The organism is Martinezella sp. CNPSo 3732, assembly GCF_057784515.1.
The window spans coordinates 87189-107758 of the sequence record NZ_JBXSOO010000017.1 but is presented as its reverse complement, the minus strand read 5'-3'; the positions used below and the strand labels follow the sequence as shown (position 1 = coordinate 107758).

Annotated in this window: 18 protein-coding genes and 1 tRNA gene; 6 read left to right on the top strand and 13 right to left on the bottom strand. The window is 60.3% G+C overall.

The genetic code is table 11. The features are described 5' to 3' along the window. Positions 1–12: 12 nt before the first annotated feature. The 8 genes from AC13RM_RS23760 to AC13RM_RS23725 form a co-directional block, all read right to left on the bottom strand. A complete protein-coding gene (locus tag AC13RM_RS23760; RefSeq protein WP_113230866.1) occupies positions 13–687 on the bottom strand; it encodes an HAD family hydrolase in 675 nt (224 codons plus the stop codon). Between the two features lie 97 nt (positions 688–784). Further along, the gene (locus AC13RM_RS23755; RefSeq protein ID WP_374816518.1) at positions 785–2266 is read right to left on the bottom strand and encodes a mannitol dehydrogenase family protein; all 1482 of its coding nucleotides are present in this window, start codon (positions 2264–2266) and stop codon (positions 785–787) included. A 147-nt stretch (positions 2267–2413) separates the two neighbouring features. Then, positions 2414–3418 (bottom strand): ABC transporter ATP-binding protein, encoded by a 1005-nt coding sequence (locus tag AC13RM_RS23750; RefSeq protein ID WP_374816519.1) that lies wholly within the window; start codon positions 3416–3418, stop codon positions 2414–2416. A gap of 11 nt (positions 3419–3429) precedes the next feature. Next, on the bottom strand, positions 3430–4272 hold the full coding sequence (locus AC13RM_RS23745; RefSeq protein ID WP_075851745.1) for a carbohydrate ABC transporter permease: 843 nt from the start codon (positions 4270–4272) through the stop codon (positions 3430–3432). Position 4273: 1 nt separating this feature from the next. Further along, positions 4274–5146 (bottom strand): carbohydrate ABC transporter permease, encoded by an 873-nt coding sequence (locus tag AC13RM_RS23740; protein ID WP_113230870.1) that lies wholly within the window; start codon positions 5144–5146, stop codon positions 4274–4276. Between the two features lie 144 nt (positions 5147–5290). Next, entirely contained in the window at positions 5291–6607 is a 1317-nt protein-coding gene (locus tag AC13RM_RS23735; RefSeq protein WP_285176020.1) for an ABC transporter substrate-binding protein, read from the bottom strand. Positions 6608–6753: 146 nt separating this feature from the next. Beyond that, positions 6754–7707, bottom strand: coding sequence for a sugar-binding transcriptional regulator (locus AC13RM_RS23730; RefSeq protein ID WP_374816520.1), 954 nt, complete (start codon positions 7705–7707; stop codon positions 6754–6756). A 59-nt stretch (positions 7708–7766) separates the two neighbouring features. Then, positions 7767–8222 (bottom strand): RbsD/FucU family protein, encoded by a 456-nt coding sequence (locus AC13RM_RS23725; protein WP_113230873.1) that lies wholly within the window; start codon positions 8220–8222, stop codon positions 7767–7769. A 221-nt stretch (positions 8223–8443) separates the two neighbouring features. Between AC13RM_RS23725 and AC13RM_RS23720 the strand changes: the two genes are divergently transcribed. The 6 genes from AC13RM_RS23720 to AC13RM_RS23695 all read left to right on the top strand — a co-directional run bounded on the left by AC13RM_RS23720 (position 8444) and on the right by AC13RM_RS23695 (position 14941). After that, positions 8444–9103 carry a response regulator gene (locus AC13RM_RS23720; protein WP_069615956.1) on the top strand — a complete coding sequence of 220 codons (660 nt, stop codon included), beginning with the start codon at positions 8444–8446 and terminating at the stop codon, positions 9101–9103. Continuing rightward, complete coding sequence (locus tag AC13RM_RS23715) at positions 9100–10452, top strand: ATP-binding protein (RefSeq protein WP_374816521.1); 1353 nt, start codon at positions 9100–9102, stop codon at positions 10450–10452. Before AC13RM_RS23720 ends, AC13RM_RS23715 begins: the two co-directional genes overlap by 4 nt. Before the next feature lie 103 nt (positions 10453–10555). Then, positions 10556–11482 carry an ROK family protein gene (locus tag AC13RM_RS23710; protein WP_374816522.1) on the top strand — a complete coding sequence of 309 codons (927 nt, stop codon included), beginning with the start codon at positions 10556–10558 and terminating at the stop codon, positions 11480–11482. Further along, positions 11472–12182, top strand: coding sequence for a copper homeostasis protein CutC (locus tag AC13RM_RS23705; RefSeq protein WP_374816523.1), 711 nt, complete (start codon positions 11472–11474; stop codon positions 12180–12182). Before AC13RM_RS23710 ends, AC13RM_RS23705 begins: the two co-directional genes overlap by 11 nt. A gap of 225 nt (positions 12183–12407) precedes the next feature. Beyond that, positions 12408–13289, top strand: a complete 882-nt coding sequence (locus tag AC13RM_RS23700) for a DUF6030 family protein (RefSeq protein ID WP_374816524.1) — start codon at positions 12408–12410, stop codon at positions 13287–13289. Between the two features lie 206 nt (positions 13290–13495). Next, the gene (locus tag AC13RM_RS23695) at positions 13496–14941 is read left to right on the top strand and encodes a DHA2 family efflux MFS transporter permease subunit (RefSeq protein ID WP_285176072.1); all 1446 of its coding nucleotides are present in this window, start codon (positions 13496–13498) and stop codon (positions 14939–14941) included. Positions 14942–14958: 17 nt separating this feature from the next. Here the strand turns inward: AC13RM_RS23695 and AC13RM_RS23690 are convergent, their stop codons facing one another. The 5 genes from AC13RM_RS23690 to yacG form a co-directional block, all read right to left on the bottom strand. Beyond that, complete coding sequence (locus tag AC13RM_RS23690) at positions 14959–16509, bottom strand: SpoVR family protein (RefSeq protein WP_113230879.1); 1551 nt, start codon at positions 16507–16509, stop codon at positions 14959–14961. Next, complete coding sequence (locus AC13RM_RS23685; RefSeq protein WP_285176006.1) at positions 16509–17780, bottom strand: YeaH/YhbH family protein; 1272 nt, start codon at positions 17778–17780, stop codon at positions 16509–16511. Before AC13RM_RS23685 ends, AC13RM_RS23690 begins: the two co-directional genes overlap by 1 nt. Before the next feature lie 18 nt (positions 17781–17798). Then, positions 17799–19745, bottom strand: a complete 1947-nt coding sequence (locus tag AC13RM_RS23680; RefSeq protein ID WP_113230881.1) for a PrkA family serine protein kinase — start codon at positions 19743–19745, stop codon at positions 17799–17801. A gap of 336 nt (positions 19746–20081) precedes the next feature. Beyond that, positions 20082–20157, bottom strand: a tRNA-Phe gene (locus tag AC13RM_RS23675). Between the two features lie 196 nt (positions 20158–20353). Continuing rightward, on the bottom strand, positions 20354–20569 hold the full coding sequence (gene yacG, locus AC13RM_RS23670) for a DNA gyrase inhibitor YacG (RefSeq protein WP_075851761.1): 216 nt from the start codon (positions 20567–20569) through the stop codon (positions 20354–20356). Between the last annotated feature and the right edge of the window lies 1 nt (position 20570).

Below are 20570 nucleotides of genomic sequence, written 5' to 3'. Positions count from 1 at the left end.
GGTCCCGCCCACTTATCTCTTGTTGCGGACAAGTTGTATCAATTCCGGCATCGCGTCAAACACGACTTCCGGCGAAAGCTGCTCCAGCTCCGCCCGGTAACTCGGCGAATGGGCATGCGAACCACCGGTGAAGGCAAAGACCGTCATGCCGGCCGCACGCGCTGCCGTGATGCCCGCCGGGCTATCTTCCACGACGATGCAATCCTTCGGCGGGACACCCATCTTTTCGGCCGCATAAAGGAAGAGATCCGGCGCGGGCTTGCCGCGCTTGACCATGCTGGCGCTGAAAATATTCGGCTCCAGCCTGTCCAAAAGCCCGGTCACGCCGAGCGAGAGGCGGATGCGCTCCAGCTGGCTAGACGAGGCGACGCAGCGCGGCAGCGAAAGCGCATCCAGCGTCGCGCCAATACCGTCGATCGGCTTCAGCTCATGCTTGAAACGCTCGTAGAGATCGTTGCGGATGCGATCGAGAAATGCCTGATCGATGAAGACATCGAATTCCGTCTGCATCGTGTCGACGAGCGTCGCCAGGCTCTTGCCGAGGAAGCGGCTATAGACATCCTCCTCGCTCATCTCGACACCGACATCGTGCATCGCCTGGATGAGCACGCCGACCGACAGCGGCTCGCTATCTACAAGCACGCCATCGCAATCGAAGATTACGAGCCCTGTTCCCGCACCCGTCATCACAGATCCAACCCGAATTCTGTTGCTATCCTGCCGCCGGAAATGCCGGCGCGCCAATGGAACACGGCCGGAACAGGAGAGGTCCGGCCGCTCGAAATTATTCCGCGAGTTTGTTGTCCAAGTATAGCTGCAGGGTGACGCGGGTACCCTTTTCCCACAGCGTTTTCAGTGCATGCGCGAAGCGCTTGCGGAAAAGATCCGACTTGGCGACATCGCCGAAGATGTCGTCGAAGACCAGGAAGGCATTCGGATCGTCCTTCGCCTTGAGCGCGGCTTCATGCAGCCGATCGGCGCTGGCATCGTTGAAGACGATATCCTTGCCGCTGTCGCTTTTGCCGGCGAAGTAACGGCACCACAGCGCCGAAACGAGGGCAAGGCCGACAATATCCTCGCCGCGGCGGAGACGATCGGCTGTCGATGGCAGGATGAACTTCGGCTGGCGGTTGGAGCCGTCCTGCGCCAGGCGCGGGATAGTATCGGCGATCTTCGGATTGGAGAAGCGGTGCTCGATCAGCTTGAAGTAATCCGCAAGCACCGTGTTCGGCACCGGCGGGATGACGGGGATGATCTCGTCATTCTCGAGCTTGGCGAGGAAGGCTCGGATCAACGGCTCTTCCATGGCCTCATGCACGAAGTGAATGTCCATCAGAGCCGCCGGATAGGCGATCGCCGCATGGCCGCCGTTGAGGATGCGAATCTTCATGTGCTCATAGGGCGTCACGTCGGGCACGAAAGTCACGCCGACCTTTTCCAGCGGCGGGCGGCCTGCGGGGAAGTTGTCCTCCAGCACCCATTGCTTGAACTCTTCGCAATAGACGGGCCAGTTGTCTTCGATGTCGAAAACTTCTTTCAGCAGGTCGATCTCGCGCGCACCCGTTGCCGGCGTGATGCGATCGACCATGCCGTTCGGGAAGGCGACGTTCGCGGCGATCCAGTCGGCAAAGGCCGGATCGGACAGCTTTGCCGTGCCGACGACAGCGGCTTTGGTGACGCCACCATTATGGGGAATATTGTCGCAGGACATGACGGTGAAGGGCGGCAGGCCGGCAGCGCGACGCGCTTTCAGACCGGCGACGATCAGGCCGAACACCGTCTTCGGCGCATCCGGCTTCTGCCCATCGGCCACGATTGCCGGATGGGCGGGATTGAATTTGCCCGAGGCATCGATGAAGTAGCCACCTTCGGTAATCGTCATCGAGACGATGCGGATTGTCGGGTCAGCGAGCTTGGCAATGATCGCCTTGGCGTCGCCGACCGGCAGGATGTCGATCATGGGCGCGGTGACACGCGCGGCCGTGCGATTATTGTCCTGCTCGACGACGGTCGTCAGGAAGTCCTGGGCGGCCAGCTTCTCGCGCATGGCCGCATCCGACGGCAACACGCCAGCGCCGATGATCGCCCAGTCATGGGCCTCGCCGGTATTGAAAAGGTCGTCGAGATAGATTGCCTGATGGGCACGATGGAAATTGCCGACACCGAAATGCACGATACCAGCCGAAAGCGACTTCCGGTCATAAGCAGGTATGGCTGCCTTTGCCGTCGCCTGCTGGAGAGTTGCGAGCGATAATTTGCACGTCATGTCTCTGGTCCTTCTGAAAGGTCTTTGGCTCCGGGTGGCTGGGAAACCCGCGCCGGTGCTATGCTTGGCCGGTCCACGCAGATCGATGGATGCGAACCGGAGCAGATGCGTCGGCCGTGCCCGCTCAAGCGCACACGGCCTTGGCTTTTAAGCTGAGATCGCCAGCCCTTCGGCGTTAAACCGGTGAATATGCGCCTTGTCCGGTGTCAGGTAGACGGTATCGCCGGCCCGGGCCGGGAAATCGCCCGAGCCCCGCGCAGTTACCGTGCCGATCCCTTCAACGTCGATGTGCAGGAAAGTGTCGGAACCGAGATGTTCGGCCACGAGCACCTTGCCCTGCCAGTCGCCCGACGTGGTCGACAGCAGCACGTGTTCCGGCCTGACGCCGATCGTGTCGCCGCCGAGGCTCTGGGCATAGGCGCCCTTGACGAAATTCATCTTCGGCGAGCCGATGAAGCCGGCGACGAAGAGGTTGCGCGGGCTGCGATAGAGCTCCAACGGCGAGCCCACCTGCTCGATATTGCCGCGGTTGAGTACGACGATCTTGTCGGCCATGGTCATGGCCTCGACCTGATCATGCGTCACATAGACCATCGTCGTCTTCAGCTGCTGATGCAGCTCGCTGATCTCAAGGCGCATGTTGACGCGCAACGCTGCATCGAGGTTCGACAAGGGCTCGTCGAACAGGAAGGCTGCCGGCTGGCGCACGATGGCGCGGCCGATGGCGACGCGCTGGCGCTGACCGCCGGAAAGCTGGCGCGGCTTGCGCTCCAGATAATCAGTCAGGTTGAGGACCCGTGCGGCATCCGCAACCTTCTTGTCGATTTCCGCCTGCGGCATGTTCGCCATCTTCAGCGGAAAGGCGATGTTCTTGCGCACGCTCATATGCGGATAGAGCGCGTAGGACTGAAACACCATGGCAAGGCCGCGGTCGGAGGGCTTCAGATTGGTGCCGTCCTTGCCGTCGATCATGATCTGTCCGCCGGAGACGTCTTCGAGGCCGGCGATCAGGCGCAGCAGCGTGGACTTGCCGCAACCGGAGGGGCCGACGAAGACGACGAACTCGCCGTTGTCGATCTCGAGGTCGATGGAAGGGATGACCTTGGCTTCACCGAAAACCTTGGAGACTTGTTTGAGAACAATGCTACCCATGTTTCTCTTCCTTACTTAACCGCGCCGAAGGTCAGGCCGCGAACGAGTTGCTTCTGGCTGAACCAGCCGAGGATCAGGATCGGAGCGATCGCCATGGTCGATGCCGCCGAAAGCTTGGCATAGAACAGACCCTCCGGGCTGGAATAGGAGGCGATGAAGGTGCTCAGCGGCGCCGCGTCGACCGCGGAGAGGTTGAGCGTCCAGAAGGCCTCGTTCCAGGCGAGGATGATGTTGAGCAGCATCGTCGAGGCAAGGCCCGGGATCGCCATCGGCGTCAGCACGTAGATGATCTCCTTGGCAAGCGTCGCACCGTCCATGCGGGCCGCCTCGAGGATTTCGCCGGGAATTTCCTTGAAGTAGGTGTAGAGCATCCAGACGATGATCGGCAGGTTGATGAGCATCAGCACGACGACCATGCCCACCCGGCTGGCGAACTGGTTGTTCAGGAGGCCGAAGCTCTGGAACAGCAGGTAGATCGGGATGAAGGCGCCGACCGGCGGCATCATCTTCGTCGACAGCATCCACATCAGGACGTCCTTGGTCCGCTTGGTCGGCGAGAACGCCATGGCCCAGGCGGCGGGTACTGCGACGAGCAGGCCGAGAATGGTCGAACCGAAGGCGATGATGACCGAGTTGCCGAAGTGGAGGAAGTAGTCCGAGCGCGACTGCACCTCGAAATAGTTCTCCAGCGTCCAGTGGAAGAAGAGGAACTGCGGCGGCGAGGCGATGGCATCGCCTTCCGTCTTGAAGCTTGTCAGGATCGTCCACAGGATCGGGAAGAAGATGAGAATTGCCACGATCCAGGCGGCGATCGATACGACGATCTTGCGTTGTGTGGTGACTTTGCGTGCCATCTCAAGCCTCCAGATTCTTGCCGACTGCGCGCATCAGGAAGATCGCGACGATATTGGCGAGGATGACGGCGATGATGCCGCCCGCAGATGCGCCGCCGACGTCCTGCGACAGAACGATCTGCGAATAGACGAGATAAGTCAGATTCGTCGTCGCCGTGCCCGGTCCGCCGTTGGTGGTGACGAGGATCTCGGCGAAAGCCGACAGCATGAAGATCGTCTCGATCAGGATGACGACGGTGATGGCGCGGGCGAGATGCGGCAGGATGATGTAGATGAATTTCGAAATCGGTCCGGCGCCATCCATCTCGGCAGCTTCCTTCTGCTCCTCGTCCAGCGACTGCAGGGCCGTCAGCAGGATAAGTGTCGCGAAGGGCAGCCACTGCCACGCGATGATGATGATGATCGACAGCAGCGGAACCGTCTCCAGCCAGGTCAGCGGATCAAGCCCGAAGAACCGGAAGAGATGTGCCAGGAGCCCGTTCACCGGGTTCATGAACATATGCTTCCAGATGAGGGCTGCGACCGTCGGCATCACGAAGAAGGGCGCAAGCACCAGCATGCGCACGATACCCTGGCCGAAGATCGGCTGATCAAGAAGGAGCGCGAGCGCAATGCCGCCGATGACGGTGATCAGCAACGCACCGCCGACGAGCAGCAGCGTCACGATCAGCGAGCTCAGAAAGGCAGGATCGGTGATGAAATATTCGTAGTTGAGAAACCCGAGGAAATCATGCGTGCCGGGGTTCAGAAGATTGTAGTTCAGCGTCGAGAAATAGATCGTCATCACGAGCGGGACGATCATCCACGCAAAGAGGAGCAGAACCGAAGGCGCCATCATGACGCGTGCGGTGGAACGGGTGTGCAACGTTGCCATGGCAAGTACCGACCTATCTTTAAAGGAGGGGGTGGCCGCGGACCGGCTGAAACAAAAGGGCCGCCAAGGGCAGTTCGGCGCTCGGCGGCCTAGGGGAAAGCAGTGCTCGAGAGGGGGCGCTGCTTTCCTTAGCTTCGAAGGCCCTTACTTCGGATAGCCGGCCTTCTTCATTTCGCGTTCCGTCAGCTGCTGGGCAGCCTTCAGAGCCTGATCGACGGAGATCTGGCCGGCGAGAGCAGCGGAGAACTGCTGGCCGACAGCCGTGCCGATGCCCTGGAATTCAGGAATGGCGACGAACTGGACGCCGACATAAGGAACCGGCTTGACGGTCGGATGCGTGGGATCAGCCGAGTTGATCGAGTCGAGCGTCATCTTGGCGAAAGGCGCTGCCTTCTGGTAGTCCGCATTTGCATAGAGCGAGGTGCGGGTGCCGGGAGGTGCGTTCAGCCAGCCTTCCTTCTGTGCGACCAGGTTGGTGTAGTCCTTGCTGGTTGCCCAGGAGATGAACTTCTCCGCCGCTTCGGTCTTCTTCGAGGAAGCCGGGATGGCGAGATTCCATGCCCAGAGCCAGTTGCCGCGCTTGCCGAGGCCCTTATCCGGAGCCAGAGCGAAGCCGACCTTGTCGGCGACCTTCGATTCCTTCGGATCGGAAACGAAGGAGGCAGCAACGGTGGCATCGATCCACATGCCGCACTTGCCGGACTGGAACAGGGCCAGGTTCTCGTTGAAGCCGTTGGACGATGCGCCCGGAGGACCTGCATCCTTCATCAGCTTGACGTAGAAGTCGAGCGTGTCCTTCCATTCCGGCTGATCGAACTGTGCCTTCCACTTTTCATCGAACCAGCGAGCGCCGAACGAATTCGACATCGCCGTCAGGAACGCCATGTTTTCGCCCCAGCCTGCCTTGCCACGAAGGCAGATGCCGTAGACTTCATGATCCTTGTCGGTGATCTTGCGGGCGGCATCGGCAACGAAGTCCCAGGTCGGAGCGTCCGGCATCTTCAGGCCGGCCTTCTCGAACAGGTCCTTGCGGTACATGACCATCGAGCTTTCGCCATAGAACGGTGCTGCGTACAGCTTGCCGTCGGTCGTCAGACCGCTGCGAATGGCCGGGAGAAGGTCATCCACATCGTAGTTCTTGTCGGCGGAAAGCTTGTCGAGCGAGGCAAGCCAGCCGAGCTTGCTCCAGATCGGCACTTCATAGGTGCCGATGGTCAGCACGTCGTACTGGCCGGCCTTGGTAGCGATGTCGGTCGTAACCTTCTGGCGCAATACGTTTTCTTCAAGCGTGACCCATTGCAGGTCGATACCGGGGTTCTTGGCTTTGAAATCGTCCGTAAGCTTCTGCATACGGACCATGTCGCCGTTGTTAACCGTCGCAATCGTGAGGGTTTCGGCGGACGCCAGGCCGGCAAACATCAGAGCCGAGCAGGCGCCCAGCAGTAAAGTTTTCAATTTCATATCTTCCTCCCAGAAGATTAAAAATGAGCATTCGCTTTGCTCGTGGGCAATTACTCACTTCTTGCGACAAAATGTCAATGCAGATTCGTTGCTGCATTGCCGAGCAAGCAGCCTATCCTTTTGTTTTTACGAGTTAAATTTTTTGCTCACACCTTGAGCAAAAATTCGGCAACTGCCTCGTCGGTAATCAAACCATTGATCTGCTGACCGACGACGGCCGCCTTGATCGCCTGGAATTTGCGCCAGCCCTTGGCGATTCCTATGACGCTGCAGGTATCGCGCGACGGCAAGGGCGCACTGGCGACGCGCTCATTGACATCGTCGGGCATGAGCTTGCCATTGCCATCGAAAACCCAGCCGCAGATCTCGCCGGCGGCACCCCGATCCATCAATGCCAGCATCTCGTCCCTTTCGAGAAAACCGTCGAGACAGAGCGGTGCTTCCACACCCATCTCGCCGATGCCGACGAAGGTCACGTCAGCCTGTGCGCTGATATCGAGCGTCGAGCGCACCAATGCCTGCGCATGCAGCAGCTCGCGCTCCTCCGCGGAAGATACCAGCACCGGCAGCGGCATCGGAAAATGCCGCGCCTTGACGACATCGGCCATGCTGAAGATGACGTTGTAGTAGGCGGCTGAACCGTCTGGGCCGATATTGCCCGTCAGCGACACCACCCGATGCTGCAGACATTCGATCGCCGGCAGCTGATCGACCGCAGCCTTCAGCGTCCGGCCCGTGCCGATCGCCAGCACGATCGGATCGGCCCGCCGCAGCCAGCGCTCGATTTCGGCGGCACCCGCCTCGGCAATGCCGATCGTGGAGGAGGTGCTGTCGGGATCGCTCGGCACGATATCGACGTGGCGCAGATTGAATTTCTTCTTGAGCTCCGCCGCATATTCCAGGCAGGCGGCAATCGGGTGATCCAGCCGGACCTTGATCAATCGCTCGGCGACGGCGAGCGACACCAGCCGCTGCGCCGACTGGCGGGATATTCCCATCGCAACGGCGATTTCGTCCTGTGTGCGGCCGGCGACGTAGTAGAGCCATCCGGCCCGCGCCGCATCATCAAGCCGCCCCTGGGAATCCAGCTTCTTCGCCATCGCCTTCCTTTACCGAAACAGCGCCCTCGCTCGGGATGATCCGGACTATCCGCACCGGATTATTCAGCTTCCGGCGGGATGACACCCTTGGTCAAGGTGAAACAACCATAGAAGCGGCGCTCGCCGGTCTGAATGACGCAAAAAGCATCCTTGGCACGCTCGTAGAAGGCAAAACGCTCGACCGGCGTCAGCGGCCAATGCTTGCCCTCGGCCTTATCGATCACGGCCTGGACTTCACGCTGCACCTGCGGCACCTCATCTGGCGCGCCAACCACTTCCATGCGCGCCGCCGCATCATCGATGAAGGTATCGAGCGGCATCAGGGACAAGATTGCCGCAACCGCATCGGCGGACGACACGTTATCGATGCGCAGCAGCTCGCCCAGAACGGTCTGGCTTGCCACCGATTCAGCGGGGAAATTCGTATCAACGACGGCGAGCATATCGCCATGCCCCATGGATTTAAGCGCATAGAGCACGTCCGCATTCAACAGCGGCGAAATTCCCTTCAGCATGAACGATCCTCCGATAGCCTGCGGCGGCCACTTCGCGGCCACTTCGTTCTCCGCGCAAACAAGTAACCATCGCGTTCCTGTCTGTCCATAGGCGCCGGGAACGTTTTCGGCGGGTAGTCCACCCATGAACTGTGCATCGCGCCGCAGCTTATTTCAGCCGTTATTGACCCGATAGGTTCGTCGGCATTAACTGAAGTACGTTCAACGGTTGAGAGGTGCAGGTGCGCATTCTTGTGGTGGAGGACGACGACACGATCGGCGGTGCGGTTCGCGACCATATCGCGGCAGGGCCTCACGCCGTCGATTGGGTCAAGAACCTGACCGATGCGGAAGAGGTCACCAGCGCCGTGCAATACGGCCTCATCCTGCTGGATCTGCAGCTTCCGGATGGCAGCGGCATCGATTTCTTGAAGCGGCTGCGCCGCAAGCCTGACGAAACGCCCGTGATCATCCTGACGGCTCGCGATCAGATCTCCGACCGCATCGAAGGCCTGAACAGCGGCGCCGACGATTATCTCGTCAAGCCGTTCAACCTTGGCGAATTGACGGCGCGTATCCTGGCAGTCGCCCGGCGTTATGCCGGCAGTCCGCAGCCGACGCTCCGGTTTGACGACCTCGAAATCGACCAGCCGCAGCGCCGCGTCAAGCTGGCGGGCAAGGACGTGATCCTGACGGGGCGCGAGTGGGCCGTACTTGACCTGCTGATCACGCGGCCGGGCGCCATCGTCTCCAAGGACAAGATAGAAGAGGCGCTCTACGCCTTCGGCTCCGAAATCGAGAGCAACACGGTGGAGGTCTATGTCAGCCGCCTGCGCAAGAAGATCGGCAAGGACCGCATAAGGACGGCCCGCGGCGTCGGCTATTGCCTGGGTGAGCGATGACCGAACACAAGGAGCCCAGCCGTGCCAGCATCACCCGGCGGCTGATCACTGCACTGACCGGCACTGTCGTCGTCTTCTGGTTGATTGCCGTTGGTATCGGTGTCTACGTCGTCAACAAGGAACTCTCGGAAACCTTCGACGGCGCATTGCAGGAAACCGCCGAGCGTCTGCTGCCACTGGTGCTCGACGATCTCGCCAACCGCGACCATTCCGGCGATCCTCAGAGCCTGGAAGAGCTCAACAAGGGGCTGAACCGTGAATATCTGACCTATCAGGTGCTCGATGGGAACGGCAAGGTCATCCTGCATTCCCACGATGCCCCGCCCACGGCCTATGACGTGCCGCTGAAGATCGGCTTCCACAATACGTCGCGATACCGAATCTACACCGAATCCTCGGCCGACGGCACGATCTTCCTGCACGTCGCCGACGCCTTCAAGAATCGCCGCGAGGCATCGCGCGAAAGCGGCGTCGCCCTGCTCTGGCCGCTGCTGGCCCTCATTCCCGCCAGCATCATCGCCATCGGCGTCGTCGTCGGCCGGTCGCTAAGGCCGATCGACCGTCTGCGCTCGGAGATCGCCACCAAGGACGGCGGCAACATGGCGCCGCTCGTGAGCGAGACGCTGCCGCTCGAGCTGCAGCCGATCGCCCGCTCCGTCAACCTACTGCTGGAGCGCCTGCGCCTGGCGCTGGAAGCCGAGCGCGAATTCACCGCCAATAGCGCCCATGAGCTGCGCACCCCGATTGCTGGCGCCCTTGCGCAGACCCAGAGACTGATCGCCGAACTGCCGCAGGGGCAATTGACGGAACGCGCCGGCCGCATCGAGACGTCGCTCTCCAATCTCGGCCGGCTGGCCGAAAAGCTGCTGCAGCTTTCCCGCGCCCAGGCCGGGATCGGCACGGGTGATAAACCCGCCGATCTCGTGGCCATCATCGAAACCGTCATAGGCGACTACGACCGCGACACGGGAACGGCAGGCCGTGTCCTTCTGGAGAACGAAACGGCGGAGAAACTGATCCGTAACGTCGATATTGACGCATTTGCGATCGTCATGCGCAACCTCATCGAAAACGCCTTGATCCATGGGCCGGCGGATGACGAAGTGACCGTCCGGATCGACGACCGCACCGTCCGCGTGATCAACGGCGGCGCCGTGCTTTCCGCACAGGAGCTTGCCGGCCTGAAGAAGCGCTTCTGGCGTGGCAAGACGAAAGCGGCGGGCTCCGGCCTCGGACTTTCGATCGTCGAGCGCATCGTCGGCCAGATCGGCGGCCATCTCGATCTACTGTCGCCGGCGACGGGCAGGACCGATGGCTTTGAAGCCAGGATCACCCTGCCGTCCGGCTGATGACGCGCTGGCCGTCAGGGATTGACCCTCGCAGAGGATTGATCTTGCAAAGACCGGCAAAGGGTGCGAGCAAGTGCGCCATGTTTCCAGCAGGTCGGCATTCATGATCGTTTCCTTCGACATTGGCGGCAGCGCCATCAAAGGCGGCATCGCCCGCTCCATGACGGATATCGTGCCGCTGGCGCGACGCCCGACGCCCAGGCACGATTTCGCCGAATTCGTCGCTGCCCTGCGTGAGGTGATTGCCGAAGCCGGCGAGAGGCCGGATTGCCTCTCCTTCTCCATCGCCGGCGTCGTCGATCCCGATACACAGACACTCACCTGCGCCAATATTCCCTGCATTCACGGCCGGCATCTTGCCGCCGATCTGGAAGCGGAACTCGGCTATCCCGTGCTGATCGCGAATGATGCCGATTGCTTCGCCATGGCCGAGGCCATGTCCGGCGCGGGCCGTGGCCATCGCATCGTCTTCGGCGCCATTCTCGGCACCGGCGTCGGCGGCGGCCTTGTCGCCGATGGCCGGCTGGTCAATGCTGCCGGCGGCTTTGCCGGGGAATGGGGCCACGGCCCCATCATCGCGTCCTCCGCCGGCAATCCGCCTGTTGCCATTCCCGCCTATGCCTGCGGCTGCGGCCAGAAGGGCTGCGTCGACACCGTCGGCGGCGCGCGCGGCATCGAACGCCTGCACAAGACGCTTCACGGGCTGGAACTTTCCAGCGAGGAGATCATCGGCCAGTGGCTCAAGGGCGGAGACCGCGCGGGACGCACGATCGACGTCATGGTCGACCTGGTCGCCTCGCCGCTCGCCCTCACCGTCAACATAACCGGAGCGACCATCGTGCCTGTTGGTGGCGGCCTCTCCAACGTCGAACCACTCCTGGCAAGGCTGGACGAGGCGGTGCGTGCCCGCATCCTGCGCAAATTCGGCCGGCCGCTCGTCGTGCCGAGCGAGTGCAAACTGGAACCGGGCCTCATCGGCGCCGCCCTGCTGGGCCTGCAGTATGCCGGAGAACGCACTCATGCTGCTTGAGGTCTGCGTCGAGGATATTGCCGGCCTCAAGGCCGCCGTCGAGGGCGGCGGCGATCGCATCGAGCTTTGCAGCGCGCTCCCCCTCGGCGGACTGACGCCAAGCGCCGGGCTGATGGCCGCAGCGGCGAAGATGCCCGTCCCGGTCTATGCCATTATCCGTCCGCGCGCCGGCGGCTTCGTCTACTCAGCCGATGAGCTTGATATCATGAAGCAAGACATCGATACGGCGCGAGCTGTCGGCTTGCCCGGTGTCGTGCTCGGTGCCTCCCTGCCCGATGGGCGACTCGATGTTGATACGCTTACGGCTCTCACCGCCCATGCGGAAGGCCTCGGCAAGACGCTGCACCGTGCCTTCGATCTGGTGCCCGACGTCGCAGAAGCCGTCGATATCGCGATCTCCCTCGGCTTCGAGCGCATCCTGACATCCGGCGGCGCAAAGACCGCGGGGGAAGGGCTCGCCGTGCTCGAACAGGCGATTGCAGCCGCCGCCGGCCGCATCTCCATCATGCCCGGCTCCGGCGTGACGCTGGCGAAGGTCGGCCAGCTTTGGCCGAGCCTGCAGATCAGCGAGATTCATGCCTCCTGCTCGGCACCCGTCTCCGAGATCGATGAGCGAGCCATCGCCCTCGGCTTCTCGGCGCCATCGGCCCGCCGCACGGATGCCGCCACCGTCAAGGCACTCAAGGCATATTTCGCGTAGAACAGACCCCACAAGGACGTGCAGCAGTTCTGTAACAAGAACGTGCAAAAGCCGCACCGGCTGCGCAAGATCGCAGTCCGCGGTGTGCAACATCATGAATTGACAAAGAAACATTAGAATGATCAATCGTTCATAAACGCATATGCTGTAGCCATGAACATGGCTGCGCAACATACGGTTATTGCAGCAAGGTAAGTTTCCTCGGGAGTAGCTGTGATCTGAACCATGTCGGTGGCGCCACCTCGCAAGAAAAGCAGGGCTGTCTTTTGGATTGCCGCCGTTGTCATCGGTTCGATCATCCTCGTAACCGCGCTCCTGGCTAACGATATGCGCAATCTGCGGGCGCTGGACGATCGCTATCACTTCAATCTGTTTCTGAAACCGGAACAACACCCCGCAGCACCGACCACGCCCGTGCGGGAACAGCAGCCATCTCATGCAGCCACGCCTCCGGCAGCGGCGCCGAAGACATCAGCCCCGGCAGCCAGCAGCGTCCGCGTCAAGCCAGCGACTGTCGCCGCCAATCCGTCCCCCAAGAAACGATCCCATCTGCTGGACGAGCCTGTCGACGCGCTGCTGAGCGCCTTTGTGCGAAGCTGGCGGATATCGGGCCAGACGCTTTGCGCCGATCTCCAAAAGTTCGGCCTGTCCGTAGGCGAATGGCGGCAAAGCGAGCTGGGCGCCGGCACTTCGGAGTGCAGCTATGCCGTCCAGAAGGGCGCCTATGGCGATCCCAAGGCGGCTTCCTTCTTCATCATCGCCAGGGGCAAACCATCAGGCGAAATCGATACCATCCGCATCAAGGTCATCATGCCTGACAATGACGATGGAAAGGCCGTTGCCGGCACCTTTGTCGATACCGTCGTCCTGTTGCTGAACGAGACCCATTGGCTGGACTTTCAAGCGGCGCTCGAGGCGATCGGCAAATTGCAGGACGTGACGCTGCAAGCTTTCGGCGCCAAGCTTGCCTTTTTCAAGGAATTCCAGAGCGACAACAATTTCAACCTACAGCTGGAATTGCGCAGAACCTCGCCGGAGCAGCTCCGCACCGCGATCGTCTTCGACAAGGCGCGCTGGACATTGCCCTCTCCCCCATCGACCAACTAAACTCCGCAACCCCAACATTCGAGCACTCCGGTTTTTGTTGCGTCGCGCCATGGATGGTGCTCATATAGACGACAATTCCGAAGGTCGGCGGATCACCGGCCGCCAGCATCATGTTTCCCGAGAGCACGAGGCGGTTTCCGAAGGGATTCATGCAAATCGTCAAACGCGCCGGTCCCCCGCCGGACGTTGGAAAGCCATTTCATTTCATGGATTCGATAGATCCCAATCCGCAGGGCCAGACTTTTGCGGTCGAACGCAATCCCCGCCTGCGCTACATCATCCCCGCCGTGGTCGCTGTTGCCTTCCTGATGGAGCAGCTGGATTCGACCATCCTGATTACCGCCGTTCCCGATATCGCCAAGAGCCTCGATACGACGCCGCTTCGCATGAATCTGGCTGTCACGACCTATATTCTGACGCTCGCCATGTTCATTCCGGTGAGTGGATGGTTTGCGGATCGCTTCGGCGCCCGGCGCATCTTCACGCTTTCCCTCTTCATCTTCACCATCGGCTCGATCCTCTGCGGCCTGGCGACCAGCCTGCCGATGCTCATCGCCACGCGCGCGCTGCAGGGCTTTGGCGGCGCCATGATGACGCCGGTCGGGCGCCTCATCCTCATCCGCAGCTTCCCGCGCAGCCAACTCGTGACTGCCATGACCTACATGACCCTGCCAGCCGTCATGGGACCTGTCATCGGGCCGGTGCTCGGCGGCTTCCTGACGACCTATCTGTCCTGGCGCTGGATCTTCTGGGTAAACCTGCCCTTCGGGCTGATCGGCATGGCCATGGCGCTGCGCTATGTCGAGGATACGGAGCGCGACGCGACGATCAAGTTCGATTTTCCCGGCTTCGTCATGGTCGGCCTCGGCTGCGTACTTCTGCAATACGGCATCGAGAATATCGGCCGCCCTGCAATTCCGGTCTGGGCCATCTTCCTCGCGCTTGCCGCCGCCGGCCTGCTGCTGGTCGGCTTCATCCGCTATGCCAGAACAGCGGAATCTCCGGCCGTGGATCTCACCCTCTTCAAGCTGCGCACCTTCCGCATCGGCACGCTTGCAGGCGGCATCTGTCGTGTCGGGCTGAATGGCGTGCCCTTCCTGCTGCCGCTGATGCTGCAGGTCGGCTTCGGCTTGAGCCCGATCGTCTCGGGCACGCTGACCTTCGTCAGCGCCCTGAGCGCGCTTGCCGTGCGGCCGGTCTCGGCAAAACTGCTGAAGCTCTATGGCTTCGATCGCATGCTCACCTGGAGCGCCGTGTTCGGTGCCGCCGTCGTCGCCGGCTTCGCATTGATCACACCCGACACGCCGCGCTGGTTCATCATCATCTATGTTTTCATCTTCGGGCTGGCGCGGGCCGGACAGTTCATGACGTCCAATACGCTGTCCTATTCCGATACTCCGGCGGCACAGCTCAGCCGCGCCACCAGCTTGGGCGGCGTGCTGCAGCAATTGAGCGTCAGCTTCGGCGTCTCCATTGCCGCTATGCTGCTGGGGCTGGTGACCTTGGATGGATCGCCGCTGACGCCGGAGAAATTCCACATTGCATTTTTGCTGATGGCGGTTATCCCGCTGCTCGGCATACCCGGCTTCCTGAAGTTGCAGCCTGAGGATGGCGTGCAGGTGAGCGGCCACCACCGGCTGCCGAAGACATAAAACGGGTATAGAGGTGTTTACGCCGCGAGCGCCGAAGACCGTGGATGCACAAGATGATCGCGCAGCACCGCGCCGGAGCGATCGACCTCCTGCATCAGCACGTCGTAGCTCCAGAGATCGGCCAGATGCTGCAGCACGCGCTTGGCATCCATATCATCGAGCATCGCGCCGTTCAGCACCGTATGCTTGACCAGCAACCGCCTATCGCCGGCAAGATCGACATCGACGATCTCGATATGCGGATCGATCCAGCCGACATCATATTGCCGTGACAGCTCGCGCCGGATACGCCGGTAGCCGCGCTCATCATGAATGGCTGCAACCCTCAGTCCCTCTTCCTCCTCGGGATCATCCGTCAGCTGGAACATGCGCATCTTGCGCATCAGGTGCGGGCTTAAGAACTGCGCCACGAAACTCTCGTCGCGATAATTGGCCCAGAGATCGCGCAGCACCGCCATGGCATCGCCGGTGCCGGCGATCTCGGGGAACCACTGGCGATCCTCCTCCTCCGGCTTCGTCACGATGCGCTCGATATCCTGCATCATGGCAAAACCGATCGCGTAAGGGTTGAGGCCGGAATAGCGCGGATCGTTGAAGGTCGGCTGGAAAACCACGTTGGTATGCGATTTCAGGAATTCCAGAAAATCGCCATCGCCGATGCCGCCAAGCTCGTGCAGCCGCGTCATGATGCGATAGTGCACATAGGTCGCAGTGCCCTCGTTCATCACCTTGGTCTGGCTCTGCGGATAGAAATACTGTGCCACATGCCGCACGATGCGGATGATCTCGCGCTGCCAGGGCTTTAGGCGCGGCGCCATCTTTTCCAGGAAATAGAGGATGTTCTCCTGCGGCAGACCGGCCAGCGCACGCCGGCGCTCCAGATCGAGATCGTGGGTCTTCTTGCCCGGCCCGCTAGGAACCGTGCGCCAGAGATCGTTGAAGATCTTCTCGTCATATTCGCGCCGCTCGCGCTCGCGCTTCTCTTCGTCGCGCAAGTCCGGCGTCTTCTTGCCGGCATAGCGATGCACACCATGCGACATCAGCGCATGGGCGGCGTCCAACGTGCGCTCGACGGCAGCATGGCCATAGCGCTCCTCGCAGCGCGCGATATAGCTCTTGGCGAAGTTAAGATAGTCGAGAATGCCTTCGGCATCGGTCCAGAGCTTGAAGAGATAATTGTTCTTGAAAAAGTGATTATGGCCGAAGGCGGCATGCGCGATAACGAGCGCCTGCATCGTCGCGCTATTCTCCTCCATCAGATAGGAGATGCAGGGCGAACTGTTGATGACGATCTCATAGGCGAGCCCGCGCAGGCCCTTACGGTAAAAGGCCTCGTGATGGGCGAAATGCTTGCCGAAGGACCAATGCTTGTAAAAGAGCGGCATGCCGATCGAAGAATAGACGTCGAGCATCTGCTCGGCGGTAATGATCTCGATCTGATTGGGGTAAACATCGAGCCCGAGCTCATCGACGGCGATCTTCTCGCAGGCATCGTGAATTCGCTGGATGGTGGCGAAATCCCAGTCCGCGCCTTCGAAAAGCCGCTCCATCGATGCCTTCTTTGCCATTATCCGCTCCTTGTTTCCGCCGTCCGGCGCTGGAAGAGATCGTGGAAGACCGGATAGATCTGGCTGCGATCGCTGACACGCCGCATGGAAAGCACCGGCCACCCCGCCTGCATCCGCTCGTAAAGCGACCAGATCGCCGAGCCGGACGAGATCGCGACGCTGCGTGATTCCCCCACTTCGAGATAAGCGAAATATTGGCAGACGGGCAGGATCTCGCTCGTCATCAGCGCCGCCGTCGTCGCATTGTCGGAATAGGCGTTGTCGCCGTCGGACGCCTGTGCCGCGTAGATATTCCAGTCGGAAGCAGGGAAACGATCACGCACGATCCGCCGCATGGCCTCGAGAGCGCTCGAAACCTGCGTGCCGCCCGTTGCCGGGCTGCGGAAGAAGGTCTCCTCGTCCACCTCTTCCGCTACGTCGGTATGGCGGATGAAGACGATCTCGACGCGGCGGTACTGCCGGGTCAGGAAGATGTAGAGCAGCATGTAGAAACGCTTGGCGAGATCCTTCATGTGCTCCGTCATCGAGCCGGAGACGTCCATCAGGCAGAACATGACGGCTTGCGCCACCGGCTTCGGCTCGTTCTCGAAGCGGCGATAGCGAATATCGATCGGATCGATATAGGGAATGCGCCGGACCTTCGATTCCAGTCTTTTGATTTCGTCTTCGAGTTGTGCTCGGCGCTTCTCGTCCGTGCACTCCTCAGCCTCCTCGATGAGCTTTTCGACCGTTTCCGGCTTCGGGCGATGCAGCGCGACGCGACGCATCATGGCAAGCCGCATCGTGCGATTGATGGCAAGATTGGCGGGCGATCCCGTCACCGAATAGCCCGAGCGCACCGGGTTGATCTGCTCCGCCGACATCAGGCGGCGCTTGGCAAGATCGGGCAATTCGAGATCGTCGAGGAAGAGATCGAGGAATTCGTCCCGCGTTAGGATGAAGCGGAAGGCATCCTCGCCGGTTCCATCGCCGCCGGCCCGCGACTTGCCGCCACCGCCCTCAGGGCGGGGAAGCATATCGCCTTCGATGAAGTCCTTGTTGCCGGGAAGAATATGTTCCTTCAGGCCCTCTGGGCCGCGATGGAACCGAGGTTCCTCGGTTCCATCCAGGGGAATGCTGATTTCGCCACCCTTCAGAATGTCCTGAATGTCGCGATTTTGAGAGGATTCATAGACCGCTCTCTGCACCAGCGCTTTTGCTCTTCGCAAAAATCGTTGACGATTTTCCAGACTTTTTCCGCCTGGGTTCAGGCGTCTGTCAACAATGTGCATTCCTTCTTCCTTGGTGGCTCATCCCGCCTGTTTCACACGCATGTACCATTCCACAAGCCGCCGGACTTGCCGTTCGGTGTAACCCCGCGCGACCATCCGCTCGACGAATTCGCCATGTTTCTTCTCCGTCTCGCCATCCTTCTTGGAGCCGAACGAGATGACGGGCAGAAGGTCCTCCACTTGAGAGAACATCCGTTTTTCGATGACTTCACGGATCTTCTCGTAGCTGGTCCAGGACGGATTCTTGCCGCCGTGGCTCGCTCGTGCCCGCAGGCAGAACTTGACCACCTCGTTGCGGAAGTCCTTCGGATTGGCGATGCCTGCCGGCTTTTCGATCTTGGTGAGCTCCTGGTTCAGAAGCTCGCGATCGAGAAGCTGGCCGGTATCCGGATCTTTGAAATCGACATCCTCGATCCACGCGTCCGCATAGTCGACATAGCGATCGAAGAGGTTCTGACCGTAATCCGCATAGGATTCCAGATAGGCCTTCTGGATCTCGTTGCCGATGAACTCCGCATAGCGCGGTGCCAGTTCGCTCTTGATAAACTCAATATAGAGCTTCTCGGTTTCAAGCGGCAGCTGTTCGCGGCGGATTGACTGCTCCAGCATGTACATCAGATGTACCGGATCGGCACCGACTTCTGTCGTATCGTAGTTGAAGGTTGCCGCCAGCACTTTGAAGGCAAAACGGGTGGAGGCCCCATCCATGCCCTCGTCGACACCGGCCGAATCACGATATTCCTGTACGCTACGCGCTCTCGGATCGGTCTCCTTCAGGCTCTCGCCGTCGTAGACCCGAAGCTTGGAGAAGGCGGTCGAATTTTCGTGCTTGGAAAGCCGCGTCAGAACCGTGAAGCGGGCGAGCGTCTCCAGGGTCGACGGCGCGCAGGGCGCGTCGCTGAGCTCGGATTCCTCGATCAGCTTCTCATAGATCTTCTGCTCTTCGGTGACCCGTAGGCAATAAGGCACTTTCACCACGCAGATACGGTCGATGAACGCTTCATTGTTTTTGTTGGCCTTGAATGTCTGCCATTCCGACTCGTTTGAGTGTGCCAGAATGATGCCGGAGAAAGGTATCGCACCGATATTTTCCGTACCGATGTAATTGCCTTCCTGCGTCGCCGTCAGCAACGGGTGCAGCATCTTGATCGGCGCCTTGAACATTTCGACGAATTCGAGGATGCCCTGGTTGGCACGGTTCAATGCCCCAGAGTAGCTGTAGGCATCCGGGTCGTTCTGCGCGAGACTTTCGAGCTTGCGGATATCCACCTTGCCGACCAGCGAGGAGATGTCCTGATTGTTCTCGTCACCCGGCTCCGTCTTGGCGACGGCGATTTGCCGCAGCCTCGAGGGCTGCATCCTGACGACGCGGAAGCGGGAAATATCGCCTTCGAACTCTTCCAGCCGCTTCAGGCACCAGGGGCTCATCAGCCCGGTCAGACGACGGCGCGGAATGCCATAGCGCTCCTCGATCATCGGCCCCATGGTGACAGGATCGAACAGGCTGAGCGGGCTTTCGAAGACTGGGCTCAGCTCGTTACCGGCCTTGAGGACATAGATGGGATGAACTTCCATCAATGATTTCAGCCGCTCGGCGAGCGATGACTTGCCGCCGCCGACGGGCCCGAGCAGATAGAGGATCTGCTTGCGCTCCTCCAGCCCCTGGGCCGCATGGCGGAAGAAGGCGACGATGCGTTCGATCGTCTCTTCCATGCCGAAAAAGCCCGAAAAAGCCGGATAAGTCCGGATGGTCCGGTTCATGAAGATACGCCCAAGCCTTGTATCCTTGGCCGTATCGATCAGCAGTGGTTCGCCCATGGCTGCCAGCAGCCGCTCAGCCGCATTTGCGTACATGAGCGGATCATCCCGGCACGCTTCCAGGTATTCTGAGAATGACATCTCGACTTCGCGCCGTGCTTCAAAAGTACGGGCGAACGTGTTGAACAGAACATCGTTGTTTAACATGGCGCCTCGGTAGCTTGCTATTGCAATTAACGCCGGCTTTTACGAGATCACTTTATCCCGCTGTATCTAAAGTGCGGTATGATCCGCTTCGAATCAATAGGTGATCTGTCAATAATTCGTACGCTTGATTCCAAATGTCATCAATATCTTGATGGGGTCATGCACCGAATTAATGAAACGCAACTATAGGATTGTTGCGATCATACACCACACGCATCTGGATATGCAACCATGGTCGACGCATCGGCCGCGTATTCTTGCAAATACACGATCTCGGCGAAGAATTGGTCGAAGCCAGCGTCAGGCTTCATTGTCCGCATGATTGGGGAGAAAAGATGGTGCCCAGAGCCGGAATCGAACCAGCGACACGCGGATTTTCAATCCGCTGCTCTACCAACTGAGCTATCTGGGCATCCGTGCTTCGCGTCGAGAGAAGAGCCTTGAGGGGCGCTGGGCGGTTGGTTCGCCCCGGAAGCGAGCGGGGTTATAGCATCTTGTTCGGCCATGTCCAGCCGCAAATGACTCTTTTTTGACAGGAAATCGAATTTTGCCAATTCGCGAACAAAATGAAGAGGTTCGCAACATCGAACCTCTTTGGAAAACTGCGTTCAGTCCTGATCGGAGCCGTCGGCCTTCGTCTCGTCCTCGGTGACGGGAATGGCATAGGAGCCATTGAGCCACCGCGAGAGATCGACGGAGCGGCAGCGATCCGAGCAGAAGGGATAATGCTCACGCAGTGAAGGGCGGCCGCATTCCGGACAGGGACGCGTCTTTCGCAGCGGCTCGACTTTCGAACCGACCTTGATCTCTTCAGCCTTCGTCATG

Excerpts from the sequence above, each read along its gene's own strand:
- AC13RM_RS23760 (WP_113230866.1), bottom strand. The coding sequence starts at position 687 with ATGACGGGTGCGGGAACAGGGCTCGTAATCTTCGATTGCGATGGCGTG.
- AC13RM_RS23755 (WP_374816518.1), bottom strand. The coding sequence starts at position 2,266 with ATGACGTGCAAATTATCGCTCGCAACTCTCCAGCAGGCGACGGCAAAG.
- AC13RM_RS23750 (WP_374816519.1), bottom strand. The coding sequence starts at position 3,418 with ATGGGTAGCATTGTTCTCAAACAAGTCTCCAAGGTTTTCGGTGAAGCC.
- AC13RM_RS23745 (WP_075851745.1), bottom strand. The coding sequence starts at position 4,272 with ATGGCACGCAAAGTCACCACACAACGCAAGATCGTCGTATCGATCGCC.
- AC13RM_RS23740 (WP_113230870.1), bottom strand. The coding sequence starts at position 5,146 with ATGGCAACGTTGCACACCCGTTCCACCGCACGCGTCATGATGGCGCCT.
- AC13RM_RS23735 (WP_285176020.1), bottom strand. The coding sequence starts at position 6,607 with ATGAAATTGAAAACTTTACTGCTGGGCGCCTGCTCGGCTCTGATGTTT.
- AC13RM_RS23730 (WP_374816520.1), bottom strand. The coding sequence starts at position 7,707 with ATGGCGAAGAAGCTGGATTCCCAGGGGCGGCTTGATGATGCGGCGCGG.
- AC13RM_RS23725 (WP_113230873.1), bottom strand. The coding sequence starts at position 8,222 with ATGCTGAAGGGAATTTCGCCGCTGTTGAATGCGGACGTGCTCTATGCG.
- AC13RM_RS23715 (WP_374816521.1), top strand. The coding sequence starts at position 9,100 with ATGACCGAACACAAGGAGCCCAGCCGTGCCAGCATCACCCGGCGGCTG.
- AC13RM_RS23710 (WP_374816522.1), top strand. The coding sequence starts at position 10,556 with ATGATCGTTTCCTTCGACATTGGCGGCAGCGCCATCAAAGGCGGCATC.
- AC13RM_RS23705 (WP_374816523.1), top strand. The coding sequence starts at position 11,472 with ATGCTGCTTGAGGTCTGCGTCGAGGATATTGCCGGCCTCAAGGCCGCC.
- AC13RM_RS23700 (WP_374816524.1), top strand. The coding sequence starts at position 12,408 with ATGTCGGTGGCGCCACCTCGCAAGAAAAGCAGGGCTGTCTTTTGGATT.
- AC13RM_RS23695 (WP_285176072.1), top strand. The coding sequence starts at position 13,496 with ATGGATTCGATAGATCCCAATCCGCAGGGCCAGACTTTTGCGGTCGAA.
- AC13RM_RS23690 (WP_113230879.1), bottom strand. The coding sequence starts at position 16,509 with ATGGCAAAGAAGGCATCGATGGAGCGGCTTTTCGAAGGCGCGGACTGG.
- AC13RM_RS23685 (WP_285176006.1), bottom strand. The coding sequence starts at position 17,780 with ATGCACATTGTTGACAGACGCCTGAACCCAGGCGGAAAAAGTCTGGAA.
- AC13RM_RS23680 (WP_113230881.1), bottom strand. The coding sequence starts at position 19,745 with ATGTTAAACAACGATGTTCTGTTCAACACGTTCGCCCGTACTTTTGAA.
- yacG (WP_075851761.1), bottom strand. The coding sequence starts at position 20,569 with ATGACGAAGGCTGAAGAGATCAAGGTCGGTTCGAAAGTCGAGCCGCTG.